Source organism: Bacteroides sp. OM05-10AA (genome assembly GCF_003439055.1).
Classification (GTDB): Bacteria; Bacteroidota; Bacteroidia; order Bacteroidales; family Bacteroidaceae; genus Bacteroides; species Bacteroides intestinigallinarum.
Genome location: NZ_QSUR01000028.1, coordinates 71,377 through 91,207 on the forward strand (window position 1 = coordinate 71,377; position 19,831 = coordinate 91,207).

Annotated in this window: 13 protein-coding genes; 1 reads left to right on the forward strand and 12 read right to left on the reverse strand. The window is 42.7% G+C overall.

Translation table 11 applies throughout. The features are described from left to right. Positions 1-8: 8 nt before the first annotated feature. The 8 genes from DXB58_RS19615 to DXB58_RS19650 all read right to left on the reverse strand — a co-directional run bounded on the left by DXB58_RS19615 (position 9) and on the right by DXB58_RS19650 (position 12,250). Positions 9-1,322, reverse strand: coding sequence for a dihydrolipoamide acetyltransferase family protein (locus DXB58_RS19615; RefSeq protein WP_122137969.1), 1,314 nt, complete (start codon positions 1,320-1,322; stop codon positions 9-11). Between the two features lie 108 nt (positions 1,323-1,430). After that, on the reverse strand, positions 1,431-2,153 hold the full coding sequence (locus DXB58_RS19620) for a lipoate--protein ligase family protein (protein ID WP_122137970.1): 723 nt from the start codon (positions 2,151-2,153) through the stop codon (positions 1,431-1,433). Positions 2,154-2,172: 19 nt separating this feature from the next. Then, positions 2,173-3,516 (reverse strand): dihydrolipoyl dehydrogenase, encoded by a 1,344-nt coding sequence (gene lpdA / locus DXB58_RS19625; protein WP_122137971.1) that lies wholly within the window; start codon positions 3,514-3,516, stop codon positions 2,173-2,175. 75 nt (positions 3,517-3,591) lie between these two features. Next, positions 3,592-4,485: a glycoside hydrolase family 25 protein gene (locus DXB58_RS19630; protein ID WP_004309007.1), complete on the reverse strand. Its 894-nt coding sequence runs from the start codon at positions 4,483-4,485 to the stop codon at positions 3,592-3,594. Positions 4,486-4,653: 168 nt separating this feature from the next. Next, entirely contained in the window at positions 4,654-6,300 is a 1,647-nt protein-coding gene (locus tag DXB58_RS19635; RefSeq protein ID WP_074556442.1) for a diphosphate--fructose-6-phosphate 1-phosphotransferase, read from the reverse strand. A gap of 206 nt (positions 6,301-6,506) precedes the next feature. Then, on the reverse strand, positions 6,507-7,886 hold the full coding sequence (locus tag DXB58_RS19640; RefSeq protein ID WP_004297381.1) for an efflux transporter outer membrane subunit: 1,380 nt from the start codon (positions 7,884-7,886) through the stop codon (positions 6,507-6,509). Continuing rightward, the gene (locus tag DXB58_RS19645; protein ID WP_122137972.1) at positions 7,886-10,990 is read right to left on the reverse strand and encodes an efflux RND transporter permease subunit; all 3,105 of its coding nucleotides are present in this window, start codon (positions 10,988-10,990) and stop codon (positions 7,886-7,888) included. Before DXB58_RS19645 ends, DXB58_RS19640 begins: the two co-directional genes overlap by 1 nt. 3 nt (positions 10,991-10,993) lie before the next feature. Beyond that, positions 10,994-12,250 carry an efflux RND transporter periplasmic adaptor subunit gene (locus DXB58_RS19650; protein ID WP_122137973.1) on the reverse strand — a complete coding sequence of 419 codons (1,257 nt, stop codon included), beginning with the start codon at positions 12,248-12,250 and terminating at the stop codon, positions 10,994-10,996. Positions 12,251-12,522: 272 nt separating this feature from the next. Between DXB58_RS19650 and DXB58_RS19655 the strand changes: the two genes are divergently transcribed. After that, complete coding sequence (locus DXB58_RS19655) at positions 12,523-14,739, forward strand: patatin-like phospholipase family protein (RefSeq protein WP_122137974.1); 2,217 nt, start codon at positions 12,523-12,525, stop codon at positions 14,737-14,739. Positions 14,740-14,987: 248 nt separating this feature from the next. On the opposite strand, the gene DXB58_RS19660 is transcribed toward DXB58_RS19655, so the two are convergent. The 4 genes from DXB58_RS19660 to DXB58_RS19675 all read right to left on the reverse strand — a co-directional run bounded on the left by DXB58_RS19660 (position 14,988) and on the right by DXB58_RS19675 (position 19,827). Then, positions 14,988-16,436, reverse strand: coding sequence for a carboxypeptidase regulatory-like domain-containing protein (locus DXB58_RS19660; protein ID WP_122137975.1), 1,449 nt, complete (start codon positions 16,434-16,436; stop codon positions 14,988-14,990). Between the two features lie 47 nt (positions 16,437-16,483). Beyond that, the gene (locus DXB58_RS19665) at positions 16,484-17,701 is read right to left on the reverse strand and encodes a hypothetical protein (RefSeq protein WP_122137976.1); all 1,218 of its coding nucleotides are present in this window, start codon (positions 17,699-17,701) and stop codon (positions 16,484-16,486) included. Between the two features lie 7 nt (positions 17,702-17,708). Beyond that, positions 17,709-18,461, reverse strand: a complete 753-nt coding sequence (locus tag DXB58_RS19670; RefSeq protein WP_122137977.1) for a YjbH domain-containing protein — start codon at positions 18,459-18,461, stop codon at positions 17,709-17,711. Positions 18,462-18,873: 412 nt separating this feature from the next. Further along, positions 18,874-19,827 (reverse strand): tyrosine-type DNA invertase cluster 3b, encoded by a 954-nt coding sequence (locus DXB58_RS19675; protein WP_122137990.1) that lies wholly within the window; start codon positions 19,825-19,827, stop codon positions 18,874-18,876. Positions 19,828-19,831: the final 4 nt, after the last annotated feature.

Genomic DNA, 19,831 nt, shown 5'->3' on the forward strand with positions numbered 1-19,831 from the left:
ATCAGTTATCAGCCTTTCCAATTTTCGAGATAGTCGGCTATAAAATGCAGGAAGTTACCTCCCAACATTCCGTCTACTACCCGATGATCGTAAGACAAAGACAAGTACATTTTATGCCGGATTGCAATCGTATCACCCTCCGGAGTCTCTACAACAGCAGGTTTCTTCTCAATATACCCTACTCCCAAGATAGCTACTTGCGGCTGATTAATGATTGGCGTACCGAACAGGCTCTTGAATGTACCAAAATTGGTTATCGTAAATGTACCCCCATCAATATCTTCCGGCATTAATTTGTTATCCCTTGCTTTCAAGGCCAGAGAATCGATGGCAACAGCCAACCCGTTCAGATTCAGATGATCGGCATCATGCACCACAGGAACAATCAGATTTCCATCATTCAAAGAGACGGCAATACCGACATTAATATGCTTTTTGAAAAGAATATTGTATCCATCTACCGATACATTCACCTGTGGATAGGCAGCCAATGCTTTTGCCACGGCTTCCGTTATCACAGGCATATAAGTCAGTTTCACTCCTTCGCGACGGAAGAAAGCGTCTTTATTCTTTTCACGCCAACGTACCAATTTGGTAACGTCTACTTCTACTACATTGGTCACGTGAGGAGATACTTTCTTAGACATAACCATGTGGTCGGCAATAATCCGGCGGACACGATCCATCTCTTTTACTTCGACTCCAGGCATTGCTACAGGAGCAACCTTCGGACTTGCCTGTTCAGAAGAAACAGCAACTGATGGTTTGCTTGCGGCCGGAGCAGCAACAACAGATGCCGGCTTCGGTTCAACACTACCTCCTCTTTTCTTCTTTTCAACATAATCTTTTATATCTTTCTTGCTTAATCGCCCTTCATAACCGGTTCCTTGTATAGCATCCAGCTCTTCTTTCGGAATCTTAGCTTCCCGCGCCAACTGAATCACAACAGGAGAGTACCAACGTTCTTCCTCTACAACAACAGGTTTCGATGCAGTATTCGCTGATTCGTTCTTAGCAGTTTCTGCTAACGATAGTGATGTTTCAGAAACATTTATCGGCTCCGTTCCTGAAGATTCTTCTCCATCCAAATCAATTATAGCGACTACTGTTCCTACAGCAACCGTATCACCCTCCTTATATAAAATCTCCACCACTTTTCCCGCTACGGGAGAAGGGATCTCCGCACTTACTTTGGCAGTATTCACTTCAAAAAGCACATCGTCTTCCTGAATCATATCACCTACCTTTACAGACCAAGAGACGATTGTCCCTTCGGTTATACTCTCGCCCAACTTAGGCATTTTTATTTCGAATTTTGACATAGACAGTAAATTTATTATTCAACCTTGATATATTACAACAACGGGCTGAAATAGAAAGTTTTAAGTTAAGTAAATTTTAACCGGATGCTGACAAAGCCAGCCCGGACATCAACGACTATATATCCACTCTTTCTGAATATATTTCCCTTCCCGGAGCTGATTAACAGCCTCTATTTCCTTCCCAGTAAAAGCACTGACAGATTGGGAATCACTGAAATACTGAAAAGCCTTCTCTTTAAAATCAGTTACAGTTCCCTCCGATAAATGACTCCGAATATTGGTTACCTCACTCCGAACGGAAGGAACGGCATATACTGACGATAAAGTTTCATCATCAACCATCGGTTCCGGATTCAAAGCTTTATGCAATGCTGCCAGATCCGTATCATACAATAAAGTGCAATGATACAATACCCGATTCTTATGCAAGCATTGCGCACTTCCTGAAATTTTCAATCCATTCAGATAAATTCCCAATCGTTCATCTCCTTTTACCATCAGGCCTATAGAGTTCAGGAAATCCAATGTCCGTTGCAAGTACATAACAAATTCCGGCAATCGGGGAGCCGTTTCTATAAAAGTCAGATTGACATTGCCCAAATCATGATACACCGCTCCCCCACCCGAAAAACGACGGGCAATATGCACTCGTTCCTGTTCCGCCCATTTCTTATCGACCTCCGACCGCAACCGCTGATGCTTACCTATTACCACAGAAGGAGTATCCTGCCAAAGCATGAAAATATTTTCATTTCCCTGCTTCAACAGATACTCTTCTGCTGCCAAGTGAAAGTAAATATCAGTAAACGGACTATAGATACATCGAATCATAGATTAAGCGGAATAAGAGTTAAAACATAATTTCGTGATAAATCTCTCCAACCGTAGGATGTGGAAACACAGTCTTCTGGAATTCTTCCACCGTGTACCCTCTCTGAATAGCAATACCTGCTATCACAATAAGTTCTGATGCCGGATTTCCCAACATGTGGCAACCGATAATCTTCCCATCTTCATCCTGAATCAGCTTACAGAGTCCGTTTCCCTGTTCATTCTCCGCAACGAACCGTCCGGAATAAGCCATCGGTAATTTCGAAATACGGTAAGGAATTCCTGATTTTACCAGTTCTTCTTCCGTCTTTCCCACTCCCGCCACTTCAGGGTTGGTATAAACGACTCCCGGAACACAATCGTAATTCATCCGGTCTTCCACTCCTAAAATATGATTGATGGCGACTTCTGCTTCACGGATAGCAGTATGCGCCAATAAAGAGTAGCCTGTAATATCACCACACGCATATACACGAGGATGCGAAGTCAACAGATGTTCGTCTACTTTCACTCCATTCCGATGCAGTTCTATATTCAGCTTGTCCAGTCCTACCTTGGATAGATTTGCCTTACGTCCTACACTAAGCAAGATCTTCTCCGCTTCAATAGTAGACGTCTTACCTTCTTTTTCTATCACAACTCCATGAGGATTTACTTCCACCACTTTCGTATTCAAATAGAAAGTGACTCCCCGTTTGGCATATTCGGCACGAAGCATACCACTGGTTTCCTTATCCATCGCTCCCAGAATCTCTGGCATCATTTCTACCACATGTACTTTCACGCCCATACTGTTGAAGAAAGAAGCAAACTCCATCCCGATCACTCCGCCACCAATAATGACCAGTGTCTTAGGGAGTTCCTTTATTTCCAATGCCTCCTTGGAAGTCCAATAACTGATTTCTGACAGTCCCGGTATAGGAGGAATCACTGTATCAGAGCCGGTACATACCAGCAAATATTTCACGGAATAGGTTTCTCCGTCACAAGTGATTTGTATTTTCCCATCTTTTTCTCCTTCTATCAGAGCTTCCTTTTCTACAATAGTCACTCCGTAAGAACTCACAGTCATCTTCACACCGCCCGTCAACATTTTTACTGTTTTATCTTTACGGCTCATAATCTTGGATAAATCGAACGAAGGAGATTCGGCAGAAACGCCGTATTTGGAAGCACTCTTGATGCTATCCAGTATTTTAGCAGAATATAACAAAGTTTTAGTAGGAATACACCCCTCATTGAGACATACTCCACCCATTGCCTTTTTCTCAAAAAGAACGGCCTTTAATCCGTTGGCCCCTGCCCGTTCGGCAGCTGTGTACCCGGCCGGACCACCACCAATAATAGCTATATCAAAGTTCATAATCGTATTTTTTTAGTAATAATACGATTATAACAAATATAAGAAGAGATAAGTTGTAGGGAAAAGAAATACCCGTTACTTAATTGTCAGCTTTTTAAGTTCCTCTAACGAGCCATTGAACACATTCAAATCTACGTCTTCTTTAATGCCGGGGACACTTCCTACATCCGTATGTTGCCAAAAGTGCCATTTTCCCTGATACCGCACAGAGTCCACATAATAATGGGCAATCCAGTAAGGGTATGCATTGAAGATAGAGTCGTCCAGATAACGGGTTTTAAATTTATAAGAGGTATAAAGAATAGGCTTCACTCCATAATGAGATTCCACCCGGTCCAGCCAGCGTTTGATGCCTTGCTGTAATTCCTTTTTTTCCTTCCGCCCGGTCACTTCCACATCAAGTACGGGAGGTAAATCACCGGAAACAAGTTTTACCGTGCGAATAAAGAAGTCCGCCTGTTTCAAAGCATCCGTGCTTGGAATATAAAAATGATAAGCGCCACGGATAAATCCATGATTACGGGCATTGGCAAAATTTGCCTCAAATGTGGTATCGTTATGATCTCCTCCTTCTGTTGCCTTCATAAAAACAAAATGCAAAGGAGTAGCTGTCTCTTTATTCTGCAACAGCTTCTTCCAGTCAATCTTTCCCTGATAGTGAGAAATGTCAATACCATGAATATCATATCCGTCAGGGATGCAGACACCATATTCCTTTAAGCCATGGCAAGGTTTCCATCGATAAGCATAAGGACGGATAAAGAAATAATAGAAAGCGACGGAGAAACAACCGACAATTATCACTGCCAGAATATTACGAAGCCAGGTAGGCATCACAGTTCGATGCTTCACCTGTTCCTTTTTTGAGGTACGGGAAGTCTTGGAAGAAGAGGTTGTTCCCTTTCTTTTAGTGGTGGAAACAGTTCTTTTCTTCTGTACGGCAGACATCGGGTTGTTGCGTTGCGGCATTTACTTTAAACGATCAATGTTTTTAGAGATAGGCACGGATTACACGGAATACACGGTTTATAAGAAATAACTAAAAAACCGTGTTAATCCGCGTAATCCGTGCCTGAAAGAACCCTTCATTGCAGCTGTTATTGCAACAGTTACATTAACAACTGCTCTAAAGCGTATTTATTTAGCTTGTTCCAGTTGCAAAGTCTTAGTTGCCTGGTCGCAAACTTCTGTAGGACCGAAGTATTGGATCGGACCCGGATATACATAATCCGTTTCGATAGCCCAACGTTCGCGTTGTGAAGCAAATGCTTTGAAAGGAGCACCATCCAGTTTTACCAGTGCTTTCTGAATAACCGGCTTCATTTCACCGTGACGACGTTCCATGTTCATCATCATGGTAATAGGCACACCACCAGCAATCCATTCGGCAGCAGGAGCTGTTGTGTTACGTACAGAAGACATATAACCAGTCTTACCGTTAGCAATCAACATAGAAGCTGTGTAACCCAAAGAGTAGCAATAGTCAGCGTCAAAGTTTGACGGAGCAGCACAACGTCCTTCATAACCGAAGAAGTGGTGTTGAGCAGCAAATTTACCAACATACTTGCCTTCTTCTTTCCATGCAGCCAACTTAGTAGCTACCATTTCAGACAACAGTTTTTCAGTTTCGATCAATGATACCTGAACGTTTCCGTGCGGGTCACGATCTAAAGTCAACTGACGGGCAACACCTTCCGGCAGACTAGCATAAATAGCAGAGTTTTCCGGAGAAAGTTTGCGGATGATATAATCACGTTGGTGAGATTTCTTAATCTGACCGAATTCTTCAGCATTAGCAGCCAGGAAGTCATTCAATTCAGCAATCAGACGTTTCATGGCAGGAATGAACTCTACCAATCCTTCCGGAATCAAAACTGTACCGAAGTTGTGTCCTTGTGCTGCACGGTCTGCTACCACTTTAGCGATGTAAGTCACTACATCATCCAAAGACATATCTTTTGCTTCCACTTCTTCTGAAACGATACATACGTTAGGCTGTACCTGCAAAGCACATTCCAGTGCGATGTGAGAAGCCGAACGACCCATCAATTTGATGAAGTGCCAGTATTTACGTGCAGAGTTACAGTCACGTTGGATGTTACCGATTACTTCAGCATAAGTCTTACAAGCTGTATCGAAACCGAAAGAAGTTTCAATCATATCGTTCTTCAAGTCACCGTCGATTGTTTTCGGGCAACCGATAACCTGTACACCATACTTCTTAGCAGCATAGTATTCAGCCAATACACAAGCATTTGTGTTAGAGTCGTCACCACCAATGATAACCAGTGCCTTGATACCTAATTCTTTGATGATTTCATAACCCTTTTCAAACTGGCTTTCAGCTTCCAATTTCGTACGTCCGGAACCGATGATATCGAAACCACCTGTATTACGGTATTCGTCGATGATATCAGCAGTCAGCTCCATATAGTTGTGATCTACCAGACCACCAGGACCCAGAATAAAACCATATAATTTGTTTTCCGGGTTCAATTTCTTGATACCATCGAACAAACCGGAGATTACATTGTGTCCGCCCGGAGCCTGACCACCGGAAAGAATTACACCTACGTTCATAGCAGGAAGAGCAACAGCTTCACCAGCTTCGAATGTGATCAACGGCATTCCATACGTGTTTGGGAATAATGCTTTGATAGCTTCCTGATCGGCTACAGATTGAGTAGCAGCACCTGCTACAGCCTTAACAGCTCCTGATGCCAATGCTTTCGGAAGTTTGGGCTGGTAAGCAGCCCTTGCGATTTGCAATGCACTTTTAGTCATTTTCTTTAATTTTTTATTTAAAGGTGTTAGTAAGTTTCTTGTCAAACTTGAAAAGCGTTGCAAATTTCGCATTTTTTTCCGAATTATAAAAATTCTTCTTCTGTTGTTTTTAAGACAAAAGAAAGAAGAAAGAAAAATTAAGGCTATCTCCCGACGTGGGAGATAGCCTTTACGTTTTCTTCAGCGAGCTAATTTATAATATAATTCTAGGGATTCTGCTCCCAGCCTCCGCCAAGAGCCTTATAAAGTTGAACCACCGCAATCAACTCGTCACGAATGGCATTACTCAATCCGATTTGGGCATCAAAGTATCCACGTTGGGCATCCAACACATCCAGATAGTTGATGACTCCATTGATGTACTGCAATTGTGCCAGGTCCATGTAGCTCTTGGCCGAACGTTCCAGATTGGCACGAAGTTCGTACACTTCCTTAATCTTGTTGAAGTTGACAATCGCATTACGTGTTTCCTTGAAAGCTTCCAGTACGGATTTCTCATAACTATGTACTTCAGCCTCATAAGCAGCCTTCTTCGCTTTCAATGCCGCACGGTTCTTTCCCCAGCCAAAGATAGGAGTTAATAAAGCTCCTTCCATAACTGCATAGGGAGATTTCAAAAGTTCCGACAAAGAAGTACTTTCACTACCGAAACCACCTGTCAGGGCAAGACGCGGGAACATATTCGTATAGGCCACTCCTACTTTTGCATTGGCAGCAATCAATTTCTGCTCTGCCTGACGAATGTCGGGACGACGTTCCAACAAAGTAGACGGCAACCCAACAGGAAGTGTTTCCGGAGAGTTAAACTCCTGAAGCAAACGGGAACGGGCTATCTTATTAGGATATTCACCCGCAAGATAAGCAATATCGTTCTCTTTCAGGGAGATTTTACGTTCCAAGTCAGGAACCAGAGTGGCCGTACGTGCCAACTCCACTTGTGCCTGTCGATAGGAAGTCTCGGAAGTCAATCCACCGGCAAACCGGATACGTGCTAGGCGCACCCCTTCTTCACGGGCTTTCAATGTCTGTTTGACAATATCAAGCTCTGTATCCAAAGCTACCAGTTCATAGTAAGCCTGTGCCACTTCAGCCACAATCGTCATCTGCAATGCACGTTGTGCTTCAATAGATTGCAGATACTCAGCAATGCTGGCCGAACGCGCCCAACGCAGATTTCCCCAAAGATCGACTTCCCACGAAACGAGGAATTGTGCTTCAAAGGTATCCGATCTCTTGAAAGCATCTCCTCCATGATTCTCGAGTTCGCGTTCCCCTGTCACTTTTCCTTTAATATCCGGAAGCAATGCAGCCGTAGAAATTCGTTTCTGCGCAGCCATTTCTTTCACACGGGCAGCAGCAATCAGCATATCTTTATTATGATCCAATGCACGCTCTATCAGACTTCTCAATGTAGCATCCGTATAAATATCCCTCCAGTCCTGGTCACCGAAGCTGACCGAATCCTGTGATCTTTCCAAGCTGTCGGGTAAATGAAGATCAGGACGGACATAGCTTTTCCCTACCTTGCAGGAAGTCAGTACTCCGGCAAGTAACAGGATAGCAATATATAGTTTCTTTCGTTTCATTATTTCTTATGTTTTAAGATTTTCGACTTTGTTTTATACACCATCACAAAGAAGAACGGCACAAGAATGATACCAAATACGATGGCAAATATCATTCCGAAAAATACACCTGTACCGATTGCCTGCCGGCTTGCCGAACCCGGACCACTTGCCACTACCATCGGAAGCATACCGAGCACAAAGGCAAGAGAGGTCATCAGAATCGGACGGAAACGCAATTTGGCTGCGTATATGGCCGATTGCACCAAGTCTTCACCTTTATCTACCTGCACCTTTGCGAACTCTACAATCAAAATTGCATTCTTAGCGGCAAGTCCGACCAACATAACCAAGCCAATCTGGAAATAGACATCGTTTTCCAATCCGCAAACCCAGACTCCCAAATAGGCTCCCAAAGCTGCCACAGGTAAAGAAAGCAACACGGCAATAGGCACTGTCCAACTTTCGTATTGTGCCGCAAGGAAAAGAAAAACGAACAAGAATACCAGTGCCATCACCATACCTGTCTGACCTCCCGCCTGCTTCTCCTGATAGGAAAGGCCGCTCCATTCCAGACCGATATTATCGGGGAGATGATCACGGGCAATCTGTTCCATGATCTCCATCGCCTGTCCGGAACTATATCCTTGCGCAGCTGCTCCACGAATAACAGCCGTAGTAAACATATTGAAACGTTTGATACTTCCCGGTCCTGTGGTATATGATGCATTTCCCAGAGAAGTCAACGGTACCATCGCTCCATTAGAGGCTTTTACGAAAAATAAATTAATATTGTCTTTATGTTCCCGGTAAGGAGCTTCCGCCTGAATATAAACCTTATATATACGGTTGAACATATTAAAGTCGTTCACATACACCGAACCGGTATAAGCCTTCATGGTAGAAAACACATCAGCCAAAGGCACACCCAGCATCTTCACTTTGTCTCGATCCACATCAAAATAGAGTTGTGGGATTTCCGACTGCAAAGAAGATGACAAGCCAGCCAGTTCTTTCCGTTTGGAAGCATAATACATTAATGTATCTGCCGCGTCTACCAAATTATCAAAAGTGGCTTCTCCACGAGCTTCCAGCTGCATCTCAAAACCTCCCGAACTACCGAGCCCCGGAATAACTGGAGGGGTGGACAGATAGACTTTACATTCCGGATATTCCTCAAGATGTTTCTCTACCGTATGCATGATCTTCTCAATAGTGGTACTCTTCCGTTCCTCCCAAGGTTTCAGGATCACCGTCAGTTCAGCACGTCCCTGGTTACTTCCGACACGCGGACTACTTCCCGTTACATTCTGTATATACTCAATGTACGGGTTCTTTTCCAGATAAGCAATGGCACGCTCTGTCACGATACGGGTACGTTCCAGAGTAGCTCCTTCCGGCAGTTCTAATTCAATCTTGAAATATCCCTGATCTTCTACAGGTAAGAAACTGGTCGGAATAATACGATGAATCAACATGATAGCAATCAACACCATACCAAAAGCACTCAAAACTCGACGAGGATGCTTAATTGTACGAGTTACGGCAGCCACATACTTATTACTACCGATACCCAGCCATTCATTAATCTTCCGGAAAACGATATTCTTTTTCTTCCCGCTATCCGGTTTCAGAATCAGCGAACACATCACCGGACTCAATGTCAGAGCCACTACCGTAGAAATAAGTACGGACACTACAATTGTCACCGTAAACTGGCGATACAACTGTCCTGTAATCCCACTTAAAAAGCTAACCGGGACGAACACAGCCGCTAATACCAGTGAAGTGGCAATCAAAGCACTGGAAAGTCCGTTCATCGCTTTTTTCGTAGCTTCATAAGGACTTAGGTGCTCCGTTTCCATGATATGTTCTACACCTTCCACCACCACAATCGCATCATCCACCACAATACCGATGGCAAGGATCAACCCGAGCAATGTCAGGATATTCAGTGAGAAACCGAAAATCAACATGAATCCGAAAGTACCGATCAATGAAATAGGCACCGCCACTACCGGAATCAACGTTGCACGCCAGCTCTGCAAGGATAAATAAACCACCAAAACCACCAATACCAATGCTTCAAACAACGTCTTGTATACTTCATGGATAGATTCGGAAATATAAGTCGTCATATCGAACGGAATCTCATAGCTCAATCCCTCCGGGAAGTTCTTGCTAATCTCATCCATCGCCTCTTTTACTCTCTCGGCCACTTCCATCGCATTGGCACCCGGTAACATATAAATACCAAGTACGGCAGCATTCTCACCGTTGATGCCACTCTCTGTATTATAGGAAGAAGCTTCCAGCGATACACGTGCCACATCTTTCAATCGAATGATAGAACCATTCGCATTGGCACGCACTACGATATCTTCAAATTGTCCTACAGAGGATAGACGTCCCTGTGTCGTGATAGGAATTGTAATATCCAATCCCTGTACGGGCTGTTGTCCCAGCACCCCCGCTGCCGATTCACGATTCTGATCTTTCAATGCATTCTGCAAATCCTGTACGGTCAGTCCGAAGTTTGCCAGCTTATCCGGCTGCGCCCATATCTGCATGGCATAATAACGGCTACCGATATTGGATACACGCCCCACTCCGGGAATACGGCGAATCACATCGAGCACATTGATAGTAGCAAAGTTACTCAAGTAAATCTCATCGAACTTTGGGTCAGTAGAAGTCAGACAAAGCGTCATCAACTGACTGGGAGCCTGTTTCTCTACCGAAATACCATTCTGAATCACTTCCGCCGGCAAACGGGATTCTGCCAGTTTCACACGGTTCTGAATCTCAACAGCTGCCAAATCCGGATCAGCAGATACATCAAAAGTAACTGTTGCCGAAAAACCTCCGGAGTTAGAACTATTTGATTCCATATAAAGCATCCCCGGAGTACCATTAATTTCCTGCTCAATCGGAGTAGCTACTGCCTGTGATACAGTAAGTGCACTCGCACCCGGATAGGAAGCACTAATCTTCACCACCGGAGGGGTAATCTGTGGGTATTGATCCACCGGAAGCATCGTCAGACCGATAATGCCGACAATCACAATCACGATGGAGATTACAGCCGAAAAGACCGGCCTATCTATAAAAAAAGTAACTTTCATCGTTTATTCTCCTTTCGCGTTATCCTTCGTTCCGGTAACATCTTCTTTCGCCCCGGCCACTTCATTTTTTGTCGTAGTTATACTATCCTGGGCCTCTGCATCCGGTTGGCTCACCCGTACTTTCATACCCGGAGTCAACTTATGGAATCCTTCCACAACAACCATTTCTCCTTCTGCCAATCCTCTTTCTACCACCACATTATTCCCGACTTCCGGTCCTAATTCGATAAAACGCTTCTCTACCGCATTATCTTTACGCATGGTATAAATATAAGCTCCTCCCTTCTCGATGGTAACGGCTTTCATCGGAACAACGAGTGCTCCTTCACGAACATCCAGCAACAATTTCACCTTTGTAAACTGTCCCGGCAACAATACTTGTTTCGGATTAGGCATTTCTGCACGTACAGAGAAAGTACCGGTTTGAGGATCCACCTGCGGTTCGGCAAAATCCACGTATCCTTTGAATGGATAGACTGTGTTATCCGCCAATGTAATGGTAATATTGGGCTGCCAGGAACGGGTAGAATCCTGCTGTCCCAAATTAATATTTCTTTCTTTACTCTTCAGATAATCGAGTGCTGTCATACTAAAATCAACCAACACCGTATCACTCTTCACAATAGTAGCAAGCAACGATTTTCCCCCAGGTCCCACTAACGTACCCAAGTCCACATTTCTTTCACTAATGTGTCCCGCCAAAGGCGAACGGACAATGGTATAGCCCAGCTCCAATTCAGCCTGTGCCAAATCCGCCTCACTCATGGCTACCGTTGCCTCGGCACTTTCATAAGCAGCTTCCGCATTATCCAAATCCAACTGGCTTGCAGCATTCTGCTCAAACAACGGACGGATACGTTTTAAATCACGCTCCGCCTTCAAAGCCTGCGCTTCGTCTTTTTTCAACTGCGCCCTAGCCTTATCAGCTTTGGCACGATACTGGTCCTGATTAATGACAAACAAAACCTGATTCTTATTGACATATGTACCTTCGGCAAAAAGCATATTTTCCAGATAGCCTTCCACCCGGGCACGGACTTCGACGAACTGTTGGGCACGAATACGCCCTACATACTCCCCGTATATCTCTACATCATCTTTCACTACCGGTTCTACAATGACTGTCGGCATTTCCGGCGCAGCCTTCTGAGGTCGGGTCAGTATCCAATACACACCCAACACAACTACCACACATATAATAGCAGCAATGGTTCTCTTTCTCCTCAGTTTCAACTCATGTTTCGAAAAGAATAATCTCATATCGAATCTTATTATTTAATTTAACTTATGTTTGTTCTATACTCTTATATGCAATTCATATACCAAAAATGCGTCGCAGACATTATTCGCTTACAATCAAAGCATTACAAAATCTTCTTCTTTTTGCAAAAGTGTGGAAATTCACTGTCTTGTGTAGAAATTATCCACATTTCCGACTTTTGGAACATTTTTTTTAATTCCCATTTCAACAACTAAACAAATTATGCTCTACATTTGTATTATATTAAACATCAACACTAGACCATGTCCTAATGAAAAAACAAATCTTTTCAACATTAGTTTTATCAATTGGCTTATTATTGCCTTTTTCTTTGCATTCTCAGGAACAAAGAAAAAAGGTAGGTGTCGTTCTAAGTGGCGGCGGTGCCAAAGGAATGGCACACATCAAAGCACTGAAAGTGATCGAAGAAGCCGGAATTCCTATCGACTATATAGCCGGTACCAGTATGGGAGCTATCGTAGGTGGTCTTTATGCCATCGGCTATACTCCGGAACAATTGGACAGTATGGTACGGAAGCAAGATTGGACATTCCTGTTGAGTGACCGTATCAAAAGAAGTGCCATGTCATTAACAGATCGTGAGCGATCTGAAAAATATACAGTCTCTATCCCTTTCACCAAAACTCCCAAAGATGCCGCTACCGGAGGAATCATGAAAGGACAGAATCTGGCTAATCTATTTTCAGACCTTACCGTGGGGTATCATGACTCCATCGACTTTAATAAACTACCCATTCCTTTTGCCTGTGTGGCTGCCAATGTTGTCAACGGAGAGCAAATCGTATTCCACGACGGAATACTCTCAACTGCCATGCGTGCCAGTATGGCTATCCCCGGTGTATTTACTCCGGTACGACAAGACAGCATGGTATTAGTGGACGGTGGTATTGTAAACAACTATCCGGCGGATGTAGTGAAAGCAATGGGAGCCGATATTATCATCGGGGTAGATGTGCAAAATGCTCTCAAGAAAGCCGACAAGCTCAATAGCGTCCCCGACATTCTGGGGCAAATTGTAGATATCACCTGTCAGTCTAACCATGAAAAGAATGTAGATCTCACAGATACCTATATCCGTGTCAATGTAGATGGATATTCATCCGCCAGTTTTACTCCGGCCGCTATTGATACGCTGATGCGAAGAGGCGAAGAAGCTGCAAAAGACCAATGGAGTTCGTTGCTTGCCTTAAAAAAGAAAATAGGAATAGCCGAAGACTACACTCCGAAACAACACGGTCCTTATTCTTCTCTTTCCAATGCACGCACCGTTTATGTGACAGACATCTCATTTTCAGGAGTAGAAGTGGATGACAAAAAATGGCTGATGAAGAAATGTAAACTGGAAGAAAACAGTGATATTTCCACTCAACAAATAGAACAGGCCCTGTATCAGTTACGTGGCAGTCAGTCCTACTCCAGTGCCAGTTATACGTTGAAAGAGACACCTGAAGGTTATCACCTAAACTTCCTGTTGCAGGAAAAATATGAAAGAAGAATCAATCTGGGCATCCGTTTCGATTCAGAAGAGATCGCATCTTTGTTGGTCAATGCAACAGCAGACCTCAAAACTCGTATTCCTTCCCGATTGGCCCTTACCGGTCGGTTGGGTAAACGATATGCTGTCCGCATAGACTATACGCTGGAACCAATGCAACAGCGTAATTTCAACTTCTCGTATATGTTCCAATACAACGATATCAATATTTACGAGGAAGGCGACCGTGCCTATAATACAACTTACAAATATCATCTGGCCGAATTCGGTTTCTCTGATGTATGGTACAAGAATTTCCGTTTCGGACTCGGTCTTCGTTTTGAATATTACAAATACAAGGATTTCCTGTTTAAGAAACCTGAAATCTCCGACCTGAAAGTAGAATCGGAACATTTCCTAAGTTATTTTGCCCAAGTGCAATATAATACCTATGATAAAGGACGTTTCCCTTCTAAAGGAAGTGACTTCAGAGCCGCCTATTCACTCTATACGGATAATATGGCACAATACAACGAACACGCTCCATTTTCAGCACTGAATGCTTCGTGGGCAAGCGTCATTCCTGTAACCCGCCGTTTCGCAGTCATTCCTTCCATTTACGGACGTATCCTGATTGGAAGGGATTTTCCGTATCCGCTACAAAATGCCATTGGCGGTGATGTCCCCGGTTTCTATATTCCCCAGCAATTACCTTTTGCCGGGGTTACCAATCTGGAATTAATGGACAACACCGTTATGATCGCCTCTATAAAATTCAGGCAACGTATGGGAGCCATTCATTATCTCACGTTGACAGGCAACTACGGACTAACGGATAGTAATTTTTTCGATATATTGAAAGGCAAACAATTATTCGGTATCAGTGCCGGCTATGGAATGGATAGTATCTTCGGACCATTGGAAATATCATTAGGATATTCCAATCAGACGGATAAAGGAAGCTGCTTTGTAAATTTAGGATATTATTTCTAATGTAATACAGTATTTCCGAAAAGCAAAAGAGGAGACCGCTTCACAGTGACCTCCTCCTTCTATACTCTCTATGAATATGCTTAAAAGGGTTTATTGAAAAAAAGAAGCATATTCAAAAGGGCTTTATTAAAAAATATTACATGTCGATTCTATGAATCGCATCAAAATCATATCAACGATCTTCACAGACAAATGATATGTATGGGAAATATGTATCAAATTAAATATTGATACGTAGGTCGAATAAATTACATACTACCACCTTTACCACCACTATGTGTCGGATTATAAGTTACCGTCTTATATTGCTGGTCAGCACCTGTATAGCGTTTTGCAGAGATAGATATCGTTTTTGTCTGCCCGCTATAGATAACTGTTGTAGTCAATGTAGTTGTACGAGTCTTAGCATAACAAGCATAATCCATCGTAGTATAACCATTCACATTTACCGTATTATATGTACGTTCGGTAGTAGTGATTCCGGATGTTGAACCCATCAACGAATACATACGGGTTTTGAGATAAGCTGCCATTGCATTTATTGTCGTTTGGTCACTGGTACCTAAGGCATTTTTTATAGCCGCAACCACTCCATCTACACCACCGACATAGTCCCAACCAGCTTTTTCAGAATATTTCAACACGATACCTGTCACAGCTTTCGCATTCTCGCTATTATCACGACTTGCCTGTCCCAGTACTTCGCTTTTCTGAATTTCCTCTTTGCTGATAGTGCTAGACACTTTGTTTTCTATTGCATAAGCGGAAAAGTGTTTCACCGGAGCTATATAATTACCATCTTCACTCAAAGTAACCTCTACATTTTGCCCTGATTCTTTCTCCACTTCCCATTGTCCTGATTGCGGATTCTGATAAGTCAGTTGCATACTGTTCTTCGGGAAAGTTATACCCGGAATAGGGTTAGGAATAGATATGTTAACAGCCTCTTTGAATTTTAATCCTGTCGGTTCAAAATGAGCTGCAGCCAAAGGAATGCTCTTATCTACAGCCTTGCCTTCTTCAGCAGGTTTAACTTCGGTAGTAACCTTTTCGGGAGCAGGAACAAACGTAGTGACACTGATATTGACTTTACCGTCTTTCACAATTCCTGCATTCTGCCCTTCTGCTTCAATAGCTCCTGCCGGAATCTCTATGGCCACTTTCGCCAAGGGTACATCTTCTACAATTTTAGCCGGTTCAACCTTTCCTAAATCGTCTGAAGTTGCCGGAATATCCGTATTTGATGTACTTTTATCTTCCACAACAGTTGCTTCCTGTGCGTCCAATTTGACTTCTTCTTTCGGACTTTCCCCAGTTAGAGCTAAAGCCACTGTTATCACACTACGGTTCTCCGCATTGTCAGCTATTGTCACAGAAGTCTTTTGAGAGAGATAACCGGTATGAGAAACGGTAATTTCATAAGTACCTGTAGCACTTTCTGTAACAGAAAACTTACCATTGGAGTCCGTTGTACAATTTTTACTTCCTACTTTCACAGTCACCCCATTCATTCCTGTGCCTTTTGAAGTGACCGTACCCATAATGTAGTACTCCACTACCGGTTTCGGACTTTCAATGACTTCCCCTTCTGCCGGTTTCGGATCGTCATCATCATCATGACACGCAACTGTCGCAAAAGACAACACACCCAAGGCTATCGCCATGGCACCCACATAAAACCATTTTACACTTTTCATAATGTTTCAAATTTGTTAAAAATACTAGTTTAAATATCAATCATGATTCATTTCTCACTCGTTCTAATCAAATAATAACGGATATAATCCGGCTGCCAGAAACGTGAGTTCTCGGCAGACTTAGGTTCTATACTATAACTTTCGCCCAACGAACGGTGGGCATATTCATTTCCACTACGCATATCATATTGAAAAGCAAAATATTCGGGAAGCATCACCCGTAGCGCATGTCGCTTGCGTTTCTTTCCCGGTAACGGAATAGAAAAATTAAATCCCGCATTCGTTGCTCCATCTGTATACATACCATATATGCCTACAATATATTCACCGAAATAACGTGAAAGAGTTCCACGCACTCCATAATCTCCATAAATAAAACGAGCTCCTTCTACTTTCACCAAGGTGTTCACTTCCGGTACATAATATCCTACACTAAGCTGTCCATTAACTCTTCCCCACTTACTCATTTTCCATTCACTACCGTAGAAATGGGAAGAACCGGTAATTCCTCCGCCACCTTCTACTGTCCACCGCCCATTCGCAGAAAAATAGCCGATTCCTGCAGCAAGCCCCTGACGGTCATTAGAAAAACTACCGCCAGCAAGGTATCCTTTCCAATGGTTAGCCAAACGGAAATCCTGGCGTAAAGTCACGAATCCGAAGCGAACACAGTCCCATTTACCATCTTCATTACTCACAATGGGCAAAGAAACCTGCATCCGCAGCGAAGCTCCCTTCCATAATTGCATTTCTAAAGCAGGCTGCAATTCCAAAGCCGCTTTATACAACTTATAAGTTACATTATTGACTAACATCACACTGGGATATACCACCAGATCTACCTTACCGAAAGAACTTTCTTCCCGTTTTACACCTTTCAGCCGATGCACAGCAGTTTTGGTAGAAGTTGTCATCGCCATATTACGATACACTTCATCCAACGCATATTCACCGGACTGATATCTTTGAATCAATTCCGCAGGGATAGTTATACATAATTGCGGTAAGGCATTATCCAATATAAGCAACTGCAAAGTCGGTATTTCCGGTATGGCAACCAAATGGCTTATGGCAATACCTATTCCATTATAAATGCCTCTATAGGTAGAGGTCTCAAAAGCGACAGTTATCGTGTCCTTATTCTCCACAACCGAAATATTCTCCATTTTCAATTCTTTCAGGGCATCACTCACGCGGAGTAGCTGTGCCTGCAACAAAGAAATACCACAGAGAAAAACGGCTGCTATACTAACGATCCTTTTCATCTTTATTTTAATGTATTAATATACATTCATACCGCAGACCAGCGGAAACACATGTAAATTCACGAGTAAACACATTGACGGACAAATGCTTCCAAAAGCGCATGGCAGCACCCAGATTCCATCCACGCGTATCATATTCAGCCATCAACTTTAACTCCTTGCAAAAAGAAGGCGTGTAGCGGACACCTCCGAAAGGCCCCTTATTATATACCCGGCAATCGCCCTGATGAATATACCAACCTGCCGTCACAGCCAATTGATCCCCCGAACGGAATCCGATAGTCTTTGTTAATACACCATAATAAGCTCCCCAATATGGCGTCTTCTTTTCCGTCAAGAGATCGTCTCCACCAACCACAACAGCCGGAAAATAACGACTTTCCTTTATCGGACGAATACGAATCGTATTAGAACGGTCTTGATTATGATAACCGGTTCTACCCGTAGCTGTTGTCATTTTGAGCAATGTCATCCGATAAGTGAATTCGATAAAAGAAAAAAGAGTCATATCTACAAAATAGTTCATGGTAGGGAAACTGAAAACCGAAGGAGTAAGCTGTTCGGGTAAGAAATTGGCTCCACCCATAAATGTACCAGTCTCTTGCATTTCAGCAGTAGGTATCATCAACTGCCCCGTTGTTCCTATGGAATATTGAGCATGAACCAAACTGGAGGTCATCAAAATGAGAATCAAAAATAGAATACTACCTTTCAATGAAATAAATGACTTATTCCTAAAAGTTGCTTTAGTTTGTTTCATCTTTATTTGTATGTTATACTTTTAAATAGAGATACCCTCAAGCCATTGATTAATCTACTATTTTTACCTTATATAATTCCGTTACTTCTTAGGTAACAGTAAACACACAATCGAGAACAACTAGAATGAAAGCAGAGAAAAACATCGACAATTACAGTAATAGAAGGGTTTTGGCCTTTAGCGAAGGGGGGGAATTCTCTTTTTAACAGGACATATAAATCATAGGGCATGAAGATAAGATTATTTCATGTTCGGATTTTTTCTTGCCATATATATCAGATAAAACGAAAAAAAATGAGATTATATTTGTTTGCTATCTATATTTTTGTTTATCTTTGCGTCGTATTAAAATCCGTTACCTAAGAAGTAACAGACATAATTAGATATTGATTATTAGAGTTTTGCCTATATATCACCTGCTAACATTACAATTTTTAATGTAAGATAAATTCCTTCTATTAACTTCTGTACGTTCTCTTAATCCAAAGCCTTTCAGATATATTTGTGTGGTTTTAATAGATTTGTGCCCCAACGATTCACTAATCATTTCAATCGGAACTCCGCGATATTTAGCGGTAGTAGCCCACGAATGTCGGAAAGTATATGAAGTGACGGGGGAATTCAAATGTAGTGCCCTAGCCAAATCCTTCAAACAATTATTAAAGTTCCGAAGAGCAGATTGATATTCCCTATATGCTCTTTCATCTTTCCGTTTCTTATCGCCATGTAAAATATTGAATAAATAGTCGGGACAATCAGGAACAGCAGGTTTATTGCTTCGAAGCTGATCAATCATCTCCTTTGCACTATCCAAAATTTCCAGGCTCATAGGCGTTTTAGTCTTGATACGGTTATATTGAAGCACATTTTGGTCCAAAGCTGATTTCTCTAAATGCGCCAAATCCGCGAATGACATCCCACAAAACTGAAACATCAGAGCAGCAATCGTCTGTGTACGGCGCAAGCGTTCGGACTTAGGATCTTCATACAGAAGTTTATGCAATTCGATTACAGGCAATGCTTTCTTTTGCCGGATATCCACACCTGTATAGACGTCATGAAACAACCGGGGCACATAAGGAGCTCTTCCCGCTTCCACTCCCCTATTGTAGATGCTACGCAGCATACGCATATAGGTAGAAACCGTATTGAGCTTCAATCCTGACTCATAAAGATACTGCCCATAGCAACGTAAGCATTCCCGCGTGACTTGTCTGAACGATATGTTCGTTGTTCCACAAAACTTACTAAAAGAAAAAAGGGCATTCTTGTAAACATGAGCAGTAGAATATCTCCCTTCTTTTCGCAAACGCTCAATGTACGCTCCGGCACATTGGTTAAATCCATTCTTATTCATTTTTTGCATCATT